Raw genomic sequence first — 14,927 nt, 5'->3', positions numbered from 1 at the left:
CGGGCGGCCCACAGGCCGCCCGGTTTCGTTTCACGCCCGCCAGGCGTCGAGCGTCTTCACGCCAAACCGGATCTCGGGCGGAAGCTGGAAGATGAAATAGGGGTTGAGGGCGGGCAAGGCACTTGCTGCCTCCAGTCGATCCCGATGCTGTTCGTCCATTGTGATTGAGAGCGAGGCGAAGTTCTGCAGCAGCTGCTCTGGGCGGCTTGCACCGACCAGGACCGAGGAAACACCCGGTCGGGTCGAGACCCAGGCCAGAGCGACCTCCGCCATCGGTCGTCCGAGATCTGCCGCGACATCCCGCAGCGCATCGACGATCGCAAAATTGCGCTCGGTGAACAACATGCCGCCGAACGGATTATCACCGGCAAGGCGTCCCCCTTCGCGTGCTCCCTCGCCGTTGTCCGCATCGGCCGGCAATGCCGGAATCCGGTCCGCTTCTGACAACATGCTGCGGTCGTATTTGCCGGTGAGCAGACCCGCGGCAAGCGGGCTCCAGGGGACCATGCCGAGGCCCAGCTGCTGTCCGGCCGGCAGAAGCTCCAGCTCCACGGCTCGATCGATCAGGGAATAGGCATATTGCAAGCCGATGGGCCTCGGCAGGCCGTGCGCCTCCGCCAGCGTCACCAGACGCGTGACGTACCAGGCTGGTGTGTTGGAGAAGCCGTAGTGCAGAATCTTGCCGTCACGGACCGCGCTCGCAAGCGTCTCCAGGACCTCCTCGACCGGTGTCGTCCGGTCCCAGACATGCATCCAGTACATGTCGATATAGTCCGTCTTCAGTCGCTTCAGCGAGGCATCCAGCGACTGGCGGATGTTTTTCTTGCCGTTGCCGCCGCCATGCGGAGTGCCGCTTCCCCGTGCGAAGCCGGATTTTGTTGCGATCACGAGGCGATCGCGCAGCTTGCGTTCGGCCAGGAACCGGCCGAGCATCTCTTCACTCTGGCCGCCCGAATAGATGTCGGCGGTGTCGACGAAATTGCCCCCCGCCTCGACATAGGTGTCGAAGAGCGTGCGGGAGACGCTTTCTGCCGCGCCCCAGCCGGCGGCACCGAATGTCATTGTACCGAGCGCCAAAGGGCTCACGGCGAGGCCGGAGCGACCAAGAGTGCGATAGTTTTCGAGGCTCATCTGATTATCTCCTTGGGAAGGTCTGTGTCACTCCATGGAGATAGCCCGGTCCCGGTGGCCGGATTAGCGCTTGCGCCCGGCATGCGCTTGTGAGCAGTTTGCAGGAATGGAGCGCAACGAACTCAACGATCTGCTCGCCTTCGCCACTGTCGCTCGCGAGCGCAGCTTCACCCGGGCTGCGGCGAAGCTCGGCATTTCGGCCTCGGCGCTCAGCCATGCCATGCGCAATCTCGAAGCGCGGCTCGATGTGCGCCTCCTGTCACGGACCACCCGCAGCGTCGCCGCAACCGAAGCCGGCGAGCGGCTTCTCGAAACGGTATCGCCTGCGCTCGCCAGCATTGAGGAAGGGTTGGCGGGGCTGGCGCATTGGCGCGACCGCGTGTCCGGGACCGTTCGCGTAACGGCATCGACCTATGCCGCGCAGACGGTGCTCATGCAGAAATTGCCCCGCTTCCTGCTCGACCACCCCGACATAAAGGTGGAGATCAATGTCGAGGATCAGCTGACAGACATTGTGTCAGAAGGCTTCGACGCCGGTATCCGGTTTCATATGTCGGTCGACAAGGACATGATCGCGATCCCCGTCGGACCGATGCTGCGCACGGTCGTTGTCGGCACGCCCGCCTATTTCGAAAGGCATCCACCGCCGCAGACTCCTGCGGATCTGAAGGATCAAATCTGCGTCGGTTTCCGACTGAAGTCCGGCGCGGTGATGGCCTGGGATTTCGAGGAGGGTGGCCGAGAGTTTCGCTTCCGCCCGTCAGGCCAGTTCATCGCCAATGACGGCCCGCTGATGGCCGCCGCGGTCCGGGCCGGCGCAGCACTCGGCTACATGATGGAGGAGGAAGTGGCCGAGGAGATCGCCGACGGAAGGCTGATCCAGGTTCTCGGCGGCTGGTGCGTGCCCTTTCCCGGCCTGCATCTCTATCACCCGAGCCGCCGCCAGCAACCGCCGGCACTTCGTGCCCTGATCGCGGCGCTTCGCCTCTGAATGCGTCTATCTTGTCGGGTGCGCCTCAAGCCTCGACGATCTCCGCCTCGCAGCGGACGGGGAAATTGACCGAATTGGCAATGAAGCATTTTTCGTGCGCGTCGCCATGCAGTTCCAGCGCCAGTTCCGGAAAAGTGCCGCGCTTGATGGTGACGCGCGGCTTCAGCAAGACATCGACAAACCGTCCCGTTCCGTTCGCATCCATTTCCATCACGCCCTCGGCCTGATCCTCATAGGCCGTAACGATGACGCCGGAGACGGCGCAGAAATGCAGGTACCAGAGCTTGTGGCAGGCGGAGAGCGAGGCAAGGAAGAGATCCTCCGGGTTCCACCGGGCCGGATCGCCACGAAAGGCCGGGTCGGCGGAAGCAAGGATGTCCGGCTTGCCTTCGGCCGAAATCAGGTGGTCGCGACCATAGTCGCGGTAGCCGGAAGTGCCTGTGCCGGCATTGCCCTGCCAGGTGATCGTCACCCGGTATTCATGCCGCTTTTCGCCCATGCTTCGTCCTCCCCAGCGATTCCTGACGCATCATAGGCGCCGGCCCCTGTCATATCCAAGCATGGAGAGCGCCGGAATTTTTGTGAGAGCTCTTGCAAAGACCACTCTACGATATATCTTAGATGCAATTACAATGGAGAAAATCATTATGAGACACTGCCATCCGGGCCGCGGCGAACGCGGCAATCCCTTCTTCGCCTTTCGCGAAGCCATGCATGCCATGCGTCACGGAGGTCCTTTCAGCGGCCCGATGGGCGGAGGCCCGCGCGGACGCGGCGGAGAGCGACGACGCATGTTCGAGGGTGGCGAGCTGCGCCTCGTCCTGTTGAAGCTGGTCGAGGACCAGCCCCGCCACGGCTATGACCTGATCCGCGAAATCGAAAGCCTGTCGGGCGGTGCCTATGCCCCCTCGCCTGGCGTCGTCTATCCGACCATGACGCTGCTCCTCGACATGGGGCTCGCGGCAGAACTGGAAAGCGATGGCCCGCGCAAGCTGATGACCATCACCGAGGCCGGCCGCCAGCATCTTTCGGAGCGGGCCGACGAGGTCGCGACCGCGATCGGACGTCTGACGGCCCTTGCAAAAGTCAGCGAAAGAACCGATGCAGCCCCGGTGCGCCGTGCCATGCACAACCTGAAGCAGGCCCTGCACGACTGTCTGTCCCGCGAGACAACCACGCGCGAGACGCAACTCGAAGTCGCCCGCATCCTCGACGAAGCGGTCGGCAAGATCGAAAGGCTCTGACCATGGCAAGATCCACCACCACAGTCGCGACAGAAAACGGCTGGAAATATCTGCAACAGCTCTGCAAGCACTGGGCGCACAAGCTCGAGGTTGAGCTCGACGAGGAAAACCACAAGGCGACCGTCAAATTTCCGGAAGCCACGGCATCGATGCAGTCCGATGCAGCGACGCTCACAGTGCTGATCGAGACCGATGATGCTGGGAAGCTCGAAACCTATCAGGGCGTGGTGGCCAGCCACCTCGACCGGTTCGCTTTCCGCGAGGCACCGCTGCCCTTCGACTGGAAGGCGGCATGAAGCGATCCGCCTGACGACGAGAGCGGCCTTGCCAAATCACATCGGGGCCGCTCTAACTTGTCCGACAACAGGAGGACAAGCCCATGACCGCACTCACCATTCCCGATCTATCTGGCAGGGCCGTGCTGATCACCGGCGCATCGAGCGGAATCGGCGAGGCCCTGGCACGCGGATTTGCCGCACAAGGCGCCCTGGTCGGCCTGCACTACAATTCCAATGCGGAAGCGGCCCATGCCATCGCCCGCGACATCGAAGCCGCCGGTGGCAGCGTCGTTCTGGTGAAAGCCGATGCGGCCTCTTCCGAGGCCATGGCAGAGGCGGTCGCGCATGTCGCCAAGACCTTCGGCCGGCTTGATGGCGTCATCAACAATGCCGGCAGCATGATCGCCCGCGTGCTCTATGAAGAGATGACGGACGCCCATTACGACAAGGTGATGGATGTGAATGCCCGCTCGGTGATCGCCACGACACAGGCTGCCGTGACGCATCTGAAGCGTGAGGGCGGCTTCGTCATCAATACGACCTCGGTCGCGGCCCGCACGGGCGGCACCGCAGGCTCCGGCGTCTACGGCTCATCGAAGGCCTTTGTCGGCGCCGTCACCAAGGGCATGGCGCTGGAATTCGGCAAATACAATATCCGCGTCAACGCGGTCGCACCCGGCGTCATCACCACAGCCTTCCAGGACAAGTACGCCCTGCCCGGCCAGCTCGACCAGGTTGCCGGCAGTGTGCCCTTGAAGCGAACCGGCACACCGGATGATTGCGTCGGCGCCTATCTCTTCCTGGCGTCCCCCATGCTCTCGGGCTACATCACCGGCCAGACAATCGACATCAATGGCGGGCAGTTCATGCCGTGAGAGCGATGAACTGGCGGCACATCAGACTTCGTAAGGCACGATGATCTCGGGATGCTGACGCGGAAAGCCTTTGGTGTCGCGCGTCAGCAGGCTCAGACCATGTACCTTTGCGGTGGCCCAGATCACGGCATCCGGCAATTTGAGCCTGTGTAGCTGCCTTAAGATTACGGCTTGCTCGGCAACGTTTTCGTCGAGGCCAATCAGTTGGAAGCCTCGCAGAAAATCTCGGGTGGCGTCGGTGAGCGCGCCTGGCGTGCCGACCATCACTTCCATCCAGGTGATGATACTGACTGCCCGCTGCGGATAACTGCTCAACACGTCACTTGCAGGCGGAACGCCCTTCAGCACGTCGATCACGATGTTCGTGTCGAAGAGGACCTTCACCATTCGGCGCGAAGTTTACGCTGGTGAGCGAGGCCGTCTTCCGTGTCCGACCCTGCCCAAAGCCCAAAGCCGCTGAGGACCACATCGTCCTTGTGTCGATCCAGAAGACCCTCCACGGCTTCCCTGATCAATGAAGCACGAGAGACCTGCCTCTCCGCAGCGATCCTGTCCAGAGCTTCTATGTCAGCGTCAGGAATGTCCACCAATGTGCGCATGCCATCCTCCGAGTGATATCGCATATACATATCATCGGATCATGAGGGCCGCCAGAGATGGACTACACGTTCACCCCTCGCCTCTGTTGTCCTTCAGCCAGTCCAGACCATTGCGCAGCGTGTCGACCGCCTGGTCGATCTGAGACCGCTCGATGATCAGCGGCGGGGAGAAGAGCATGCGGTCGCCGGTGGCACGCAGCACGACGCCGGCATTCACACACTGGTTGCGGACTGCAGTCCCCGTATCGTCAGGCTTCTTGAAGCGGCGGCGGGTGGCCTTGTCGGCGGCGATCTGGACGGCACCCATCAGGCCGACGCAGACGGCTTCGCCGACGAGTTCGTGGTCGGTGAGCGAGGCGAGTGCTGCGGCGAGATAGGGGCCGGTATCGTCGCGGACACGCTCGACCAAGCCTTCTTCCTCGATGATGCGGATGTTTTCAAGCGCTGCGGCAGCAGCCACCGGGTGACCGGAATAGGTGTAGCCGTGGTAGAAATCGCCGAGTTCGTTGACCATGACCTCGGCCACGCGGTCAGACACCAGCACGCCGCCGATCGGCAGGTAGCCGGAGGAGAGGCCCTTGGCGATCGGGGCGAGGTCCGGCTCGAAGTCATAATGCTGATGGCCGAACCAAGAGCCCAGGCGGCCGAAGCCGGAGATCACTTCGTCGGCGACGAGCAGGATCTGGTATTTGGCGCAGATCCGCTTGATTTCCGGCCAGTAGGTCGACGGCGGCACGATGACGCCGCCGGCACCCTGGATCGGCTCCGCGACGAAGGCCGCGACATTCTCCTCGCCGAGTTCGATGATCTTCTCTTCAAGCTCGCGGGCGACCTTCAGCCCGAAATCCTCAGGCGTCAGATCCCCGCCCTCGGCATACCAGTAGGGCTGACTGATGTGGTGGATGCCCTCGATTGGCAGGTTGCCCTGCTCGTGCATCCACTTCATGCCGCCGAGCGAAGCGCCCGCAACGGTAGAGCCATGATATGCGTTCTTGCGGGCGATGACCTGGGTCTTCGTCTCGTGGCCGAGCGCCTTCCAGTAGACGCGCGCCATGCGGAACCAGGTGTCGGAGGCTTCAGAGCCGGAATTGGAGAAGAAGACGCGGTTGATCTTCGGGCCGGTCTTTTCTGCGATCTTCTGCGCGAGCAGCGTGGTCGGCGGCGTCGTCGTGCCGAAGAAGGTGTTGTAATAGGGTAGTTCCAGCATCTGGGCATGGACGACATCGGCAATCGACTTGCGTCCATAACCGACATTGACGCACCAGAGCCCGGCAAAGGCGTCGAGATACTGCTTGCCGGTCGAATCCCAGATATGCACACCTTCCGCCCGGGTGATGATCTTTGTGCCTGATGCATTCAGCTTCTTCATGTCCGAGAAGGGATGAAGATGATGCGCGGCATCAATGGCACCGAGATTGGAGACGGCGGTTACTGGCTTGTTCATGGGTCGGATCCTCGGCCGGGGCGGAAGCTCTTGCTTTCACGGCCAAACATGGTCCGTGCGGCTGCCTTGCCTCGCATTGAAAGGCGGAACATTATCGGCTACGAACATGACCGTCCAAAACGCGTTTGGCAAGGCACCGATTGCCGCGTCCCTCCGGCCAAATCCGCTCAGAAAGCCAGCGAGAGTTTCCCCATGACAGCACCGACCGAGGCCGCCGATCAGACCGCAGCCGACCCTTCCGCGCGCATCGAGGTGCTGCTCGTTGGCATGAATGGCGACCTGCGCGGCAAGATGATCCCGTTGAAGGCAGAGGACAAGGTCTGGAAGAACACGGTACGGCTGCCGGCCTCGACCCAATCGCTCGACATCTGGGGCGACGACAATGACGACATCACCAAGATCTCGCTGACGCTGGGCGACCCTGATGGCATCTGTACGCCGGACAAGAACTCACTGACGACGCTACCCTGGGGGCCCGCAGGCTCCAAGCAGGTGCTTGCCACCATGCATACGCTCTCCGGTGAGCCGCATTACGTCTGCCCACGCGCCATCCTTGCCAATGTGCTGAAGCGCTTCGAGGAAAAGGGCCTGACGCCGGTGGTGGCAACCGAACTCGAATTCTACGTGATGGAGCCTGACTTCCGCGACACCGGCGTGCCGATGCCGCCGAAGGCGCTCGTCATGAACGGCGAGGTCGAGGGCTACCAGCTCTATGACATGCGGGCGACCGCCGCGATGGAAGACTTCCTCGATACGGTGCGCGCATATTGCGACGACATGGGCCTGCCGGCCGACGCGACGACCGCCGAATTCGGCCCCGGCCAGTTCGAGGTCAACCTGTTGCACAAGCCGGATGCCATGGCCGCAGCAGACGACTGCATTTACCTCAAGCGGGTCGTCGATTTCGCCGCCCGCCGCCATGGTTTCAAGGCCACCTGCATGGCCAAGCCTTACGGCGACCATGCCGGCTCAGGCCTGCACGTGCATGCCTCGATCATCGACAGGCAAGGCAAGAACATCCTCGACGCCAAGGGCGGCGATCCGGTGAAGCTGAAGTCGATCACGGCGGGCATGCTGAAGTCGATGCAGGATGCGCAGCTGATCTTCGCGCCCTTTGCCAATTCCTATCGCCGCTTTCAGCCTGGCTCCTTTGCGCCCGACAAGATCGACTGGGGTTTCGGCAATCGCGGCACCGCGATCCGCATTCCGGACAAGGACGGCCCCGCCGCCCGCATCGAGCACCGTGTTGCGGGAGCGGACGCCAATCCGCATCTTCTGCTCGCCGCCATCCTCGGCGGCATCCTACTTGGCCTCGACGAGGATCTCGACCCCGGTCCGGTCACGACGCCGGACAGCGCGCCCGAGACCCCAGACATGCTGACCTATGATTTCCTGACCGCCGTCGAACGCTTCCGCGCGTCTGCCTTCATCGCCGACATCTTCGGCACCGAATATCAGCGCATCTACGGCGACACCAAACGCAAGGAAGCCATGGCATTTCTGCGCACCGTCTCGAGCTTCGACTACCAGACCTATCTGCCGCGGATCTGACCCCTTCCCCAGCCACCGGAAACCTCGCAGACGCGGCCTCTCGGCCGCGTTGTCGCATTTCGGGCAGGATTTGGCGCCATAATTTTATTTCGTCATAAAACGGTCACACGAAATCTTCGTGCCAAGTCACAGGCTACCCCTCCAATTTCCTCCCTAAAATTAGGGTGGCCACAAAAAATGCGGCTTGCCACCTCCGCACGAATATTCTTCTGTCCGTTTCCGTTAACGTGAACTGGGAGTTCAAAAACGATGTCTATCCAGACGCGCCGGTTGCTCGGCACCTCACTTCTCCTCACCTCCTTGATGTTTGGCGCAAGCCAGGCGCTGGCCGAAGTCGTGCTTCATCGCGGCAATTCCGGCGAGCCGCAAACGCTCGACCAAGCCAATACGTCGATCGACATCGAAGCCTTCATCCTGAAGGATCTCTATGAGGGCCTGACGATCTACGACGCCAAGGGCGAAATCGTGCCCGGCGCTGCCGAAAGCTGGACCATCTCCGACGATGGCACCGTCTACACCTTCAAGATCCGCGAAAACGCCAAGTGGTCGGATGGCTCGCCGGTAACGGCTGAAGACTTCGTCTACTCGATCCAGCGCGTCCAGAACCCGGAAACCGCCGCGAAATACGCCAACATCCTCTACCCGATCAAGAATGCCGAAAAGGCCAACAAGGGTGAAGCGAAGCTGGAAGAAATCGGCGTCAAGGCCGTCGACGAGAAGACCCTCGAAGTCACTCTCGAGCGCGCAACCCCGTTCTTCCTCGAACTTCTGGCCCACCAGACCGCCCTGCCCGTCTCCAAGGCCAGCGTCGAAAAGAACGGCAAGGATTTCGTCAAGCCGGGCGTCATGGTGTCCAACGGTGCCTACAAGCTCGAAAGCCACGTGCCGAACGACAACCTCGTCGTCGTGAAGAACGAAAGCCACTGGGATGCCGCCAATACCCAGATCGACAAGGTCGTCTTCTACCCGATCGATGACCAGGCCGCTTCGGTCCGCCGTTTCGAAGCCAAGGAAATGGACCTCGTCTACAACTTCTCGGCCGACCAGATTAACCGTCTGAAGGATAGCTATGGCGAGCAGGTCCGCGTCTCGCCGTCGGCCTCGACCTACTACTATGTCTTCGACACCCGCCAGGAGCCCTTTAGCGACGTTCGCGTCCGTCAGGCGCTTTCCATGGCCGTCGACCGCGACTTCCTTGCTAACGAAATCTATTCGGGCGCCCAGCTGCCGACCTACTCGCTGGTTCCGGACGGTCTCGGCGGTTACGAGGCAGCTAAGGCCGATTTCGCCGAAATGTCGCAGCTCGACCGCGAAGACAAGGCGATCGAACTGATGAAGGAAGCCGGTTACGGTGAAGGCGGCAAGCCGCTCGCCATCGAGATCCGCTACAACACCAACCCGAACCACGAGCGCGTCGCAACCGCTGTCGCCGACATGTGGAAGAACACGTTTGGTGCAACGGTGACGATGACCAACCTCGACGTGGCCTCGCACTACGCCTATCTGCAGGAAGGCGGCGCCTTCAACGTCGCCCGTGCAGGCTGGGTCGCCGACTATGCGGATGCAGAAAACTTCCTCGGCCTCAACGTCTCGACCAACACCTCGTTCAACTACGGCAAGTACAACAATCCGGAGTTCGACGCGCTGATGGCAAAGTCCTACACCGAAGGTGATGCCGACGCCCGCAAGAAGATCCTGCATGATGCCGAAGTCATGCTCATGCGTGATCAGCCGATCGCTCCGCTGATGAGCACTGCGAACCTGTGGCTGGTCTCCGACCGCGTCACCGGCTGGCAGGACAATGCTGCCAACGAGCATCTCAGCCGCTTCCTTCGCGTCGCTGAATAATCTCGTCACGTGACCGGACGACGCACGGTTCAAGCCGCGCGTCGTCCATTCAGGAGCAGGACATGACATCCTTCGTGCTGCGGCGGCTGATGAGTGCCGTCCCGACGATCTTCATCGTCGTCACCATCTCATTCTTTCTGATGCGCTTTGCGCCGGGCGGCCCATTCAACCTTGAGCGCCCGCTTCCGCCTCAGACGATGGCCAATATAATGGCCACCTACAAACTCGACCAGCCGCTGATCAACCAGTATCTGAGCTATATCGGCAATGCCGTCACCGGCGATCTCGGCCCGAGCTTCATCTACAAGGACAACACCGTCTCTGAACTGATCGGCAAGGCGCTGCCCTATTCGATCCAGCTCGGCGGCATCGCAATCCTGGTCGCCTTGATCGGCGGTGTGCTGCTCGGCACGCTTGCCGCGCTCCGGCAAAACAGCACGCTTGATTTCGCCGTCATGTCGTTTGCGACGGTGGGCGTCACCATCCCCAATTTCGTGGTGGGTCCGGTGCTGACGCTGTTGTTTGCCGTCATCCTCAACTGGCTGCCGGCCGGTAGCTGGGGCGATGGCTCGCTGCGTTACCTGATCCTGCCGGTGACCGCACTTGCCTTGCCGCAGCTTGCCGTTTTCGCCCGCCTCACCCGTGGTGCGATGATCGAGGCGCTTCATACTGACCATATCCGCACGGCCAAGGCTTACGGCCTGCCCTCGCGCGTGGTCGTGGTGACCCATGCGATGCGTGGCGCGATGCTGCCGATCGTTTCCTATCTCGCGCCTTGTGCCGCCGCACTTCTGACCGGCTCCGCCGTGGTGGAGACGATCTTCACCATTCCCGGTGTCGGCCGCTACTTCGTGCTCGGCGCGCTCAACCGCGACTATCCCCTCGTCATGGGCACCGTCATCCTCGTCGCCGTGTTCGTGATCGTCTTCAACCTGTTGGTCGACATCGCTTATGGCCTGCTCGATCCGAGGGTTCGCAATGACTGATATCACCGTTACCCCTCAGGCGGAGATCACCGGGCGCAGCCTCGCCCAGCTCGCCATGATGCGTTTTCGGCGCAACAAGGCGGCAATTACGGGCTGCGTGCTTCTGGTGTTCGTCACCCTGTTCTCTTTCGCCGGCCCCCTGTTCGTGCCGCATAGCTACGACCAGGTCTTTTCCTCCTACGTCAACGTGCCGCCGAGCCTGACCCCGCGGCCCGATCCTGAAACGCTGCAGCAAGTGGCCGAAAGCGTGGCCCAGCGGGCAAGAGTGACACTCGACAGCTTTACGGTCGAGGATGGTCGTTTCACTGCCGTGGTCAGCTCGAGCTCGGAAATCGATTCCCGCACGATCCGCTACTTCGACCGCAACAACGAATTCAAGAATTCCGAAGTCGTGGACCAGGCAGCAGACGGTCGAAGCCTCACCGTGTCAGGCAATGTGGACCAGATCACCTTCCCCTTCGGCACGGATTCCAACGGCCGAGACCTGCTCGTCCGCGTCATGCTGGGCGGTCAGATCTCGCTCGCCGTGGGCCTTGCGGCCAGCCTCGTCTCGCTCGGCATCGGCGTCGTCTATGGCGCGACCTCCGGCTATCTCGGTGGCCGCGTCGACAATGTGATGATGCGCCTCGTCGAAATCCTCTATTCGCTGCCCTTCGTCTTCCTGGTCGTGGTGCTCGTCGTCTTCTTCGGGAGATCGGTCGTGCTGATCTTCCTTGTCATCGGGGCGGTGGAGTGGCTGGAAATGGCCCGCATCGTGCGCGGCCAGACGCTGTCGCTCAAACGCCGCGAATTCGTCGGGGCGGCGGAGGCGCTGGGGCTGACCGATTGGCAGATCATCCGCCGGCACATCATCCCGAACACGATCGGCCCGGTCATCGTTTTCGTCACGGTCATCGTGCCGAAGGTCATCCTGCTCGAGAGCTTCCTGTCCTTCCTCGGACTCGGCGTCCAGGCGCCGCTTGCCAGCTGGGGCACGCTGATCTCGGAAGGGGCTGCCAGCATGCAGAATGCGCCCTGGCTTTTGATCTTCCCGGCGATCTTCTTCGTGGTGACACTGTTTTCGCTGAATTTCGTGGGCGACGGCCTGCGGGATGCGCTGGATCCGAAGGACCGATGAGCATGGACGACAAGACCAACAACGAAACCGTGCTCGCCGTTTCCGACCTGAAGGTGACATTCGCGACACCCGACGGCACCGTGGAAGCGGTGAAGGGCATCAGCTTCTCGGTGAAGAAGGGCGAAACGCTCGCCATCGTCGGCGAAAGCGGCTCGGGTAAGAGCCAGACCATGATGGGCATCATGGGTCTGCTCGCCAAGAACGGCGATGTCACCGGCGAGGCCGTCTATGGCGGACGCAACATCGTCGGCCTGCCGTTCGGCGAGCTGAACAAGGTGCGCGGTGCGAAGATCACCATGATCTTCCAGGAGCCGATGACCTCGCTCGATCCCCTCTACCGGATCGGCAAGCAGATATCAGAACCGCTGATCCATCACCGCGGCATGAACAAGGCCCAGGCCCGCGCCCGCGTGCTGGAACTCCTGAAACTGGTCGGGATCCCCGATCCCGAACGGCGCATCGACAGCTATCCGCACGAAATGTCCGGTGGCCAGCGCCAGCGCGTGATGATCGCGATGGCGCTCGCCAACGAGCCGGACGTGCTGATCGCCGACGAACCGACGACCGCGCTCGATGTCACCATCCAGGCGCAGATCCTCACCCTGCTTGCGGATCTGCAGAAGCGCTTCGGCATGGCGATCGTCCTGATCACCCACGATCTCGGCGTGGTCAAACACGTCGCCGACCGCGTGGCCGTCATGCGCAAGGGCGAGATCGTCGAGCAGGGCAGCCGAGACGACATCTTCGGCAATGCCCAGCACGACTACACGAAGATGTTGCTGGCTGCAGAACCGAGCGGCACCAAGCCGCCACCGGCTGACGATGCCCCGGTCGTTCTGGAAGGGCGCAATGTCACCGTCGATTTCGACATCGGCAGCGGTGGCTTCCTGCGTCCGAACCGTACATTCCGCGCGGTCGACCAGGTCAGCGTCCGGCTCCGCCAGGGCCAGACCATCGGCATCGTCGGGGAATCGGGATCTGGCAAGTCGACGCTCGGCCGCGCTTTGCTGAAGCTGCTCGCAGCCGATGGCGCTTTCCGCTTCGAGACGGCCGATATCTCCAACCTCGACCGTGCCGGCATGCGCCCTTTCCGCCGACAGCTGCAGCTGGTCTTCCAGGACCCCTACGGCTCGCTCTCGCCGCGCCAGACGGTTGGCGAGATCATCACCGAAGGTCTTTACGTGCATGAGCCGCAGCTCAGCCGGGCCGAGCGTGATGCCCGGGCGATCGCGGCACTCAAGGAGGTCGGTCTCGATCCGGCGGCCCGCAACCGCTATCCGCACGAGTTCTCGGGCGGCCAGCGTCAGCGTATCGCGATCGCCCGCTCGATGATCCTGAAGCCCAAGGTCGTCATCTTGGATGAGCCGACGTCTGCGCTCGATCGCTCGGTGCAGCGTCAGGTGATCGAACTCTTGCGTGACCTGCAGGACAAGCACGGCCTGTCTTACGTCTTCATCAGCCACGACCTCTCGGTCATCCGCGCGATGTCGGACCATGTGATCGTGATGAAGAACGGCAAGATCGTCGAGCAGGGTGAAACCGAGGCGATCTTCGATCATCCGCAGGAAGACTATACCCGCGATCTGATTGCAGCGGCCTTCAGCCACTGACTGGATAGCCATCGTGAACCATCAAACGGCGCCCCAATCGGGCGCCGTTTTCGTTCAGCTTTTCGTCTGGATCTGTGGCTGTGCGACAAGAACCTTCAGCTGTCCGGCATGGATCTTGATCTCGACATCGGCCGGCATGCGCAGGAGCTCGCCATCGAGCACGCAGGCTGCACCCTTGCGATGTTTGGGGAAATGCAGGCGCACCCTTTCCGCGGTCGAGGCGGTGACTGCCTCGTTGTCCTTGAACTTTCCCCTGATGATATCGAAAGCGAGCTTTCCAACGCCTGTCGGTTCCAATGGCTCTGCCAGGTAGACGCCGAGCTTGCCGGTATCGACGCGGTCAGCGAAGAACAGCGAATTGTTGCCGAGCGGATTGTTGGAGACGGAGATCGCCGAGACCGGACGTTCGTCGCTGCTGCCGTCACCGTCGATATCGAAGATAACCTCGAAACGCGGCGGATCAAGCATGACGCCGAAGGCAGCGCTGGTGCTCGCCCGGATCTTGCCGAGGCGCGACGCAAAATTCATCTGATTACGCATCCGGACCATGCGGGCGTGCAGGCCGGCCGAAAACTGGTGCACGAAGGGTCGACCGTTTGCCGTTGCGATATCGACGTCGACAACGGTCGCGTCTGCCAGGAGGTCCAGTACCTTCCAGATGTCGAGCGGCAGTTGCAGCGAGCGTGCAAAAAGGTTCATCGTGCCGGCGGGTATGATGCCGAGCGGCACGCCGGCTTCCCAGGCGATGCCTGCAGCGGTCGATATCGTGCCATCCCCCCCGCCGGCCAGAAGCGCGTCGAGATCGCTCTCCTTGCTCGCCTTTTCCAGTGCCTGGACAACCTCGTCACCGGCCACGACATCGCAGTCCAGATCATGCCCCTTCGCCGCAAAGGCGCGGGTTGCCGTCTCGCAATAGGTCTGCATGTCGGTGGTCTTGAAGGTGCCACCGTCGCGATTGAGTACCGCCTTGATTTTCATGGAAATCCTTTGAGGATATAGTGCGTCCTAGCGGGCAACGCCGGACCTGCGCGATTTGTTGCATCGCCAAAGATCGAAAGCGAAGGCGCGGATTTCAAGGCACAGCTGCGATATGATCACCCGGACGGGCCTGACGGTTCCTCCACGATGCGGGCTCCGGCCCAGCTGCGTCAGGGCATGATCGACCGCGGCGGCACGACAGGCTAGAAAAGTTGATCGTCATCTCGGCGCGTGGCCGGGACATTGGACAGCATCCTGTCTGATACCAAGGCTCA

General features: G+C 61.9%; 15 protein-coding genes. 9 read left to right on the top strand and 6 right to left on the bottom strand.

Features of this window, described 5'->3' with window-relative positions; translation table 11 throughout:
- Positions 1-30: 30 nt before the first annotated feature.
- Positions 31-1,131 (bottom strand): aldo/keto reductase, encoded by a 1,101-nt coding sequence (locus tag QWE_RS16740; RefSeq protein ID WP_006727347.1) that lies wholly within the window; start codon positions 1,129-1,131, stop codon positions 31-33.
- A 106-nt stretch (positions 1,132-1,237) separates the two neighbouring features.
- Here QWE_RS16740 and QWE_RS16735 point away from each other — a divergent pair, with 106 nt between their 5' ends.
- Entirely contained in the window at positions 1,238-2,122 is an 885-nt protein-coding gene (locus QWE_RS16735) for a LysR family transcriptional regulator (RefSeq protein ID WP_006727346.1), read from the top strand.
- A gap of 25 nt (positions 2,123-2,147) precedes the next feature.
- On the opposite strand, the gene QWE_RS16730 is transcribed toward QWE_RS16735, so the two are convergent.
- The gene (locus tag QWE_RS16730; protein WP_006727345.1) at positions 2,148-2,621 is read right to left on the bottom strand and encodes an OsmC family protein; all 474 of its coding nucleotides are present in this window, start codon (positions 2,619-2,621) and stop codon (positions 2,148-2,150) included.
- A gap of 148 nt (positions 2,622-2,769) precedes the next feature.
- Between QWE_RS16730 and QWE_RS16725 the strand changes: the two genes are divergently transcribed.
- From QWE_RS16725 to QWE_RS16715, 3 genes are all read left to right on the top strand, one after another.
- A complete protein-coding gene (locus QWE_RS16725) occupies positions 2,770-3,366 on the top strand; it encodes a PadR family transcriptional regulator (protein ID WP_006727344.1) in 597 nt (198 codons plus the stop codon).
- Between the two features lie 2 nt (positions 3,367-3,368).
- Positions 3,369-3,662: a DUF2218 domain-containing protein gene (locus QWE_RS16720; protein ID WP_006727343.1), complete on the top strand. Its 294-nt coding sequence runs from the start codon at positions 3,369-3,371 to the stop codon at positions 3,660-3,662.
- A gap of 83 nt (positions 3,663-3,745) precedes the next feature.
- On the top strand, positions 3,746-4,519 hold the full coding sequence (locus QWE_RS16715) for an SDR family NAD(P)-dependent oxidoreductase (RefSeq protein WP_006727342.1): 774 nt from the start codon (positions 3,746-3,748) through the stop codon (positions 4,517-4,519).
- A gap of 21 nt (positions 4,520-4,540) precedes the next feature.
- On the opposite strand, the gene QWE_RS16710 is transcribed toward QWE_RS16715, so the two are convergent.
- From QWE_RS16710 to QWE_RS16700, 3 genes are all read right to left on the bottom strand, one after another.
- Positions 4,541-4,906, bottom strand: coding sequence for a type II toxin-antitoxin system VapC family toxin (locus QWE_RS16710; RefSeq protein ID WP_006727341.1), 366 nt, complete (start codon positions 4,904-4,906; stop codon positions 4,541-4,543).
- Positions 4,900-5,118, bottom strand: coding sequence for a ribbon-helix-helix protein, CopG family (locus QWE_RS16705; RefSeq protein WP_006727340.1), 219 nt, complete (start codon positions 5,116-5,118; stop codon positions 4,900-4,902). The genes QWE_RS16710 and QWE_RS16705 overlap by 7 nt, the downstream gene beginning before the upstream one ends.
- Before the next feature lie 70 nt (positions 5,119-5,188).
- Positions 5,189-6,562, bottom strand: a complete 1,374-nt coding sequence (locus tag QWE_RS16700) for an aspartate aminotransferase family protein (RefSeq protein ID WP_006727339.1) — start codon at positions 6,560-6,562, stop codon at positions 5,189-5,191.
- Between the two features lie 192 nt (positions 6,563-6,754).
- Here QWE_RS16700 and QWE_RS16695 point away from each other — a divergent pair, with 192 nt between their 5' ends.
- The 5 genes from QWE_RS16695 (at position 6,755) to QWE_RS16675 (ending at position 13,674) form a co-directional block, all read left to right on the top strand.
- Positions 6,755-8,113: a glutamine synthetase family protein gene (locus tag QWE_RS16695; protein WP_006727338.1), complete on the top strand. Its 1,359-nt coding sequence runs from the start codon at positions 6,755-6,757 to the stop codon at positions 8,111-8,113.
- Positions 8,114-8,362: 249 nt separating this feature from the next.
- Positions 8,363-9,961, top strand: a complete 1,599-nt coding sequence (locus QWE_RS16690) for a peptide ABC transporter substrate-binding protein (protein ID WP_006727337.1) — start codon at positions 8,363-8,365, stop codon at positions 9,959-9,961.
- Positions 9,962-10,023: 62 nt separating this feature from the next.
- Positions 10,024-10,947 carry an oligopeptide ABC transporter permease OppB gene (oppB, locus tag QWE_RS16685; RefSeq protein ID WP_006727336.1) on the top strand — a complete coding sequence of 308 codons (924 nt, stop codon included), beginning with the start codon at positions 10,024-10,026 and terminating at the stop codon, positions 10,945-10,947.
- Positions 10,940-12,064, top strand: coding sequence for an ABC transporter permease (locus tag QWE_RS16680; protein WP_006727335.1), 1,125 nt, complete (start codon positions 10,940-10,942; stop codon positions 12,062-12,064). Before oppB ends, QWE_RS16680 begins: the two co-directional genes overlap by 8 nt.
- Positions 12,065-12,066: 2 nt before the next feature.
- Positions 12,067-13,674, top strand: coding sequence for an ABC transporter ATP-binding protein (locus tag QWE_RS16675; RefSeq protein WP_006727334.1), 1,608 nt, complete (start codon positions 12,067-12,069; stop codon positions 13,672-13,674).
- A 54-nt stretch (positions 13,675-13,728) separates the two neighbouring features.
- Here the strand turns inward: QWE_RS16675 and QWE_RS16670 are convergent, their stop codons facing one another.
- A complete protein-coding gene (locus tag QWE_RS16670; RefSeq protein WP_006727333.1) occupies positions 13,729-14,652 on the bottom strand; it encodes a diacylglycerol/lipid kinase family protein in 924 nt (307 codons plus the stop codon).
- Positions 14,653-14,927: the final 275 nt, after the last annotated feature.

Source organism: Agrobacterium albertimagni AOL15, from assembly GCF_000300855.1.
Taxonomy (GTDB): domain Bacteria; phylum Pseudomonadota; class Alphaproteobacteria; order Rhizobiales; family Rhizobiaceae; genus Allorhizobium; species Allorhizobium albertimagni.
This window is presented reverse-complemented; position numbering and strand designations above follow the sequence as displayed.

What these genes read in the sequence shown, in the direction of transcription:
- QWE_RS16735 (WP_006727346.1), top strand. Translation starts at nt 1,238, where the DNA reads ATGGAGCGCAACGAACTCAACGATCTGCTCGCCTTCGCCACTGTCGCT.
- QWE_RS16695 (WP_006727338.1), top strand. Translation starts at nt 6,755, where the DNA reads ATGACAGCACCGACCGAGGCCGCCGATCAGACCGCAGCCGACCCTTCC.
- QWE_RS16720 (WP_006727343.1), top strand. Translation starts at nt 3,369, where the DNA reads ATGGCAAGATCCACCACCACAGTCGCGACAGAAAACGGCTGGAAATAT.
- QWE_RS16710 (WP_006727341.1), bottom strand. Translation starts at nt 4,906, where the DNA reads ATGGTGAAGGTCCTCTTCGACACGAACATCGTGATCGACGTGCTGAAG.
- QWE_RS16715 (WP_006727342.1), top strand. Translation starts at nt 3,746, where the DNA reads ATGACCGCACTCACCATTCCCGATCTATCTGGCAGGGCCGTGCTGATC.
- QWE_RS16740 (WP_006727347.1), bottom strand. Translation starts at nt 1,131, where the DNA reads ATGAGCCTCGAAAACTATCGCACTCTTGGTCGCTCCGGCCTCGCCGTG.
- QWE_RS16690 (WP_006727337.1), top strand. Translation starts at nt 8,363, where the DNA reads ATGTCTATCCAGACGCGCCGGTTGCTCGGCACCTCACTTCTCCTCACC.
- QWE_RS16705 (WP_006727340.1), bottom strand. Translation starts at nt 5,118, where the DNA reads ATGCGCACATTGGTGGACATTCCTGACGCTGACATAGAAGCTCTGGAC.
- oppB (WP_006727336.1), top strand. Translation starts at nt 10,024, where the DNA reads ATGACATCCTTCGTGCTGCGGCGGCTGATGAGTGCCGTCCCGACGATC.
- QWE_RS16675 (WP_006727334.1), top strand. Translation starts at nt 12,067, where the DNA reads ATGGACGACAAGACCAACAACGAAACCGTGCTCGCCGTTTCCGACCTG.
- QWE_RS16700 (WP_006727339.1), bottom strand. Translation starts at nt 6,562, where the DNA reads ATGAACAAGCCAGTAACCGCCGTCTCCAATCTCGGTGCCATTGATGCC.
- QWE_RS16725 (WP_006727344.1), top strand. Translation starts at nt 2,770, where the DNA reads ATGAGACACTGCCATCCGGGCCGCGGCGAACGCGGCAATCCCTTCTTC.
- QWE_RS16730 (WP_006727345.1), bottom strand. Translation starts at nt 2,621, where the DNA reads ATGGGCGAAAAGCGGCATGAATACCGGGTGACGATCACCTGGCAGGGC.
- QWE_RS16680 (WP_006727335.1), top strand. Translation starts at nt 10,940, where the DNA reads ATGACTGATATCACCGTTACCCCTCAGGCGGAGATCACCGGGCGCAGC.
- QWE_RS16670 (WP_006727333.1), bottom strand. Translation starts at nt 14,652, where the DNA reads ATGAAAATCAAGGCGGTACTCAATCGCGACGGTGGCACCTTCAAGACC.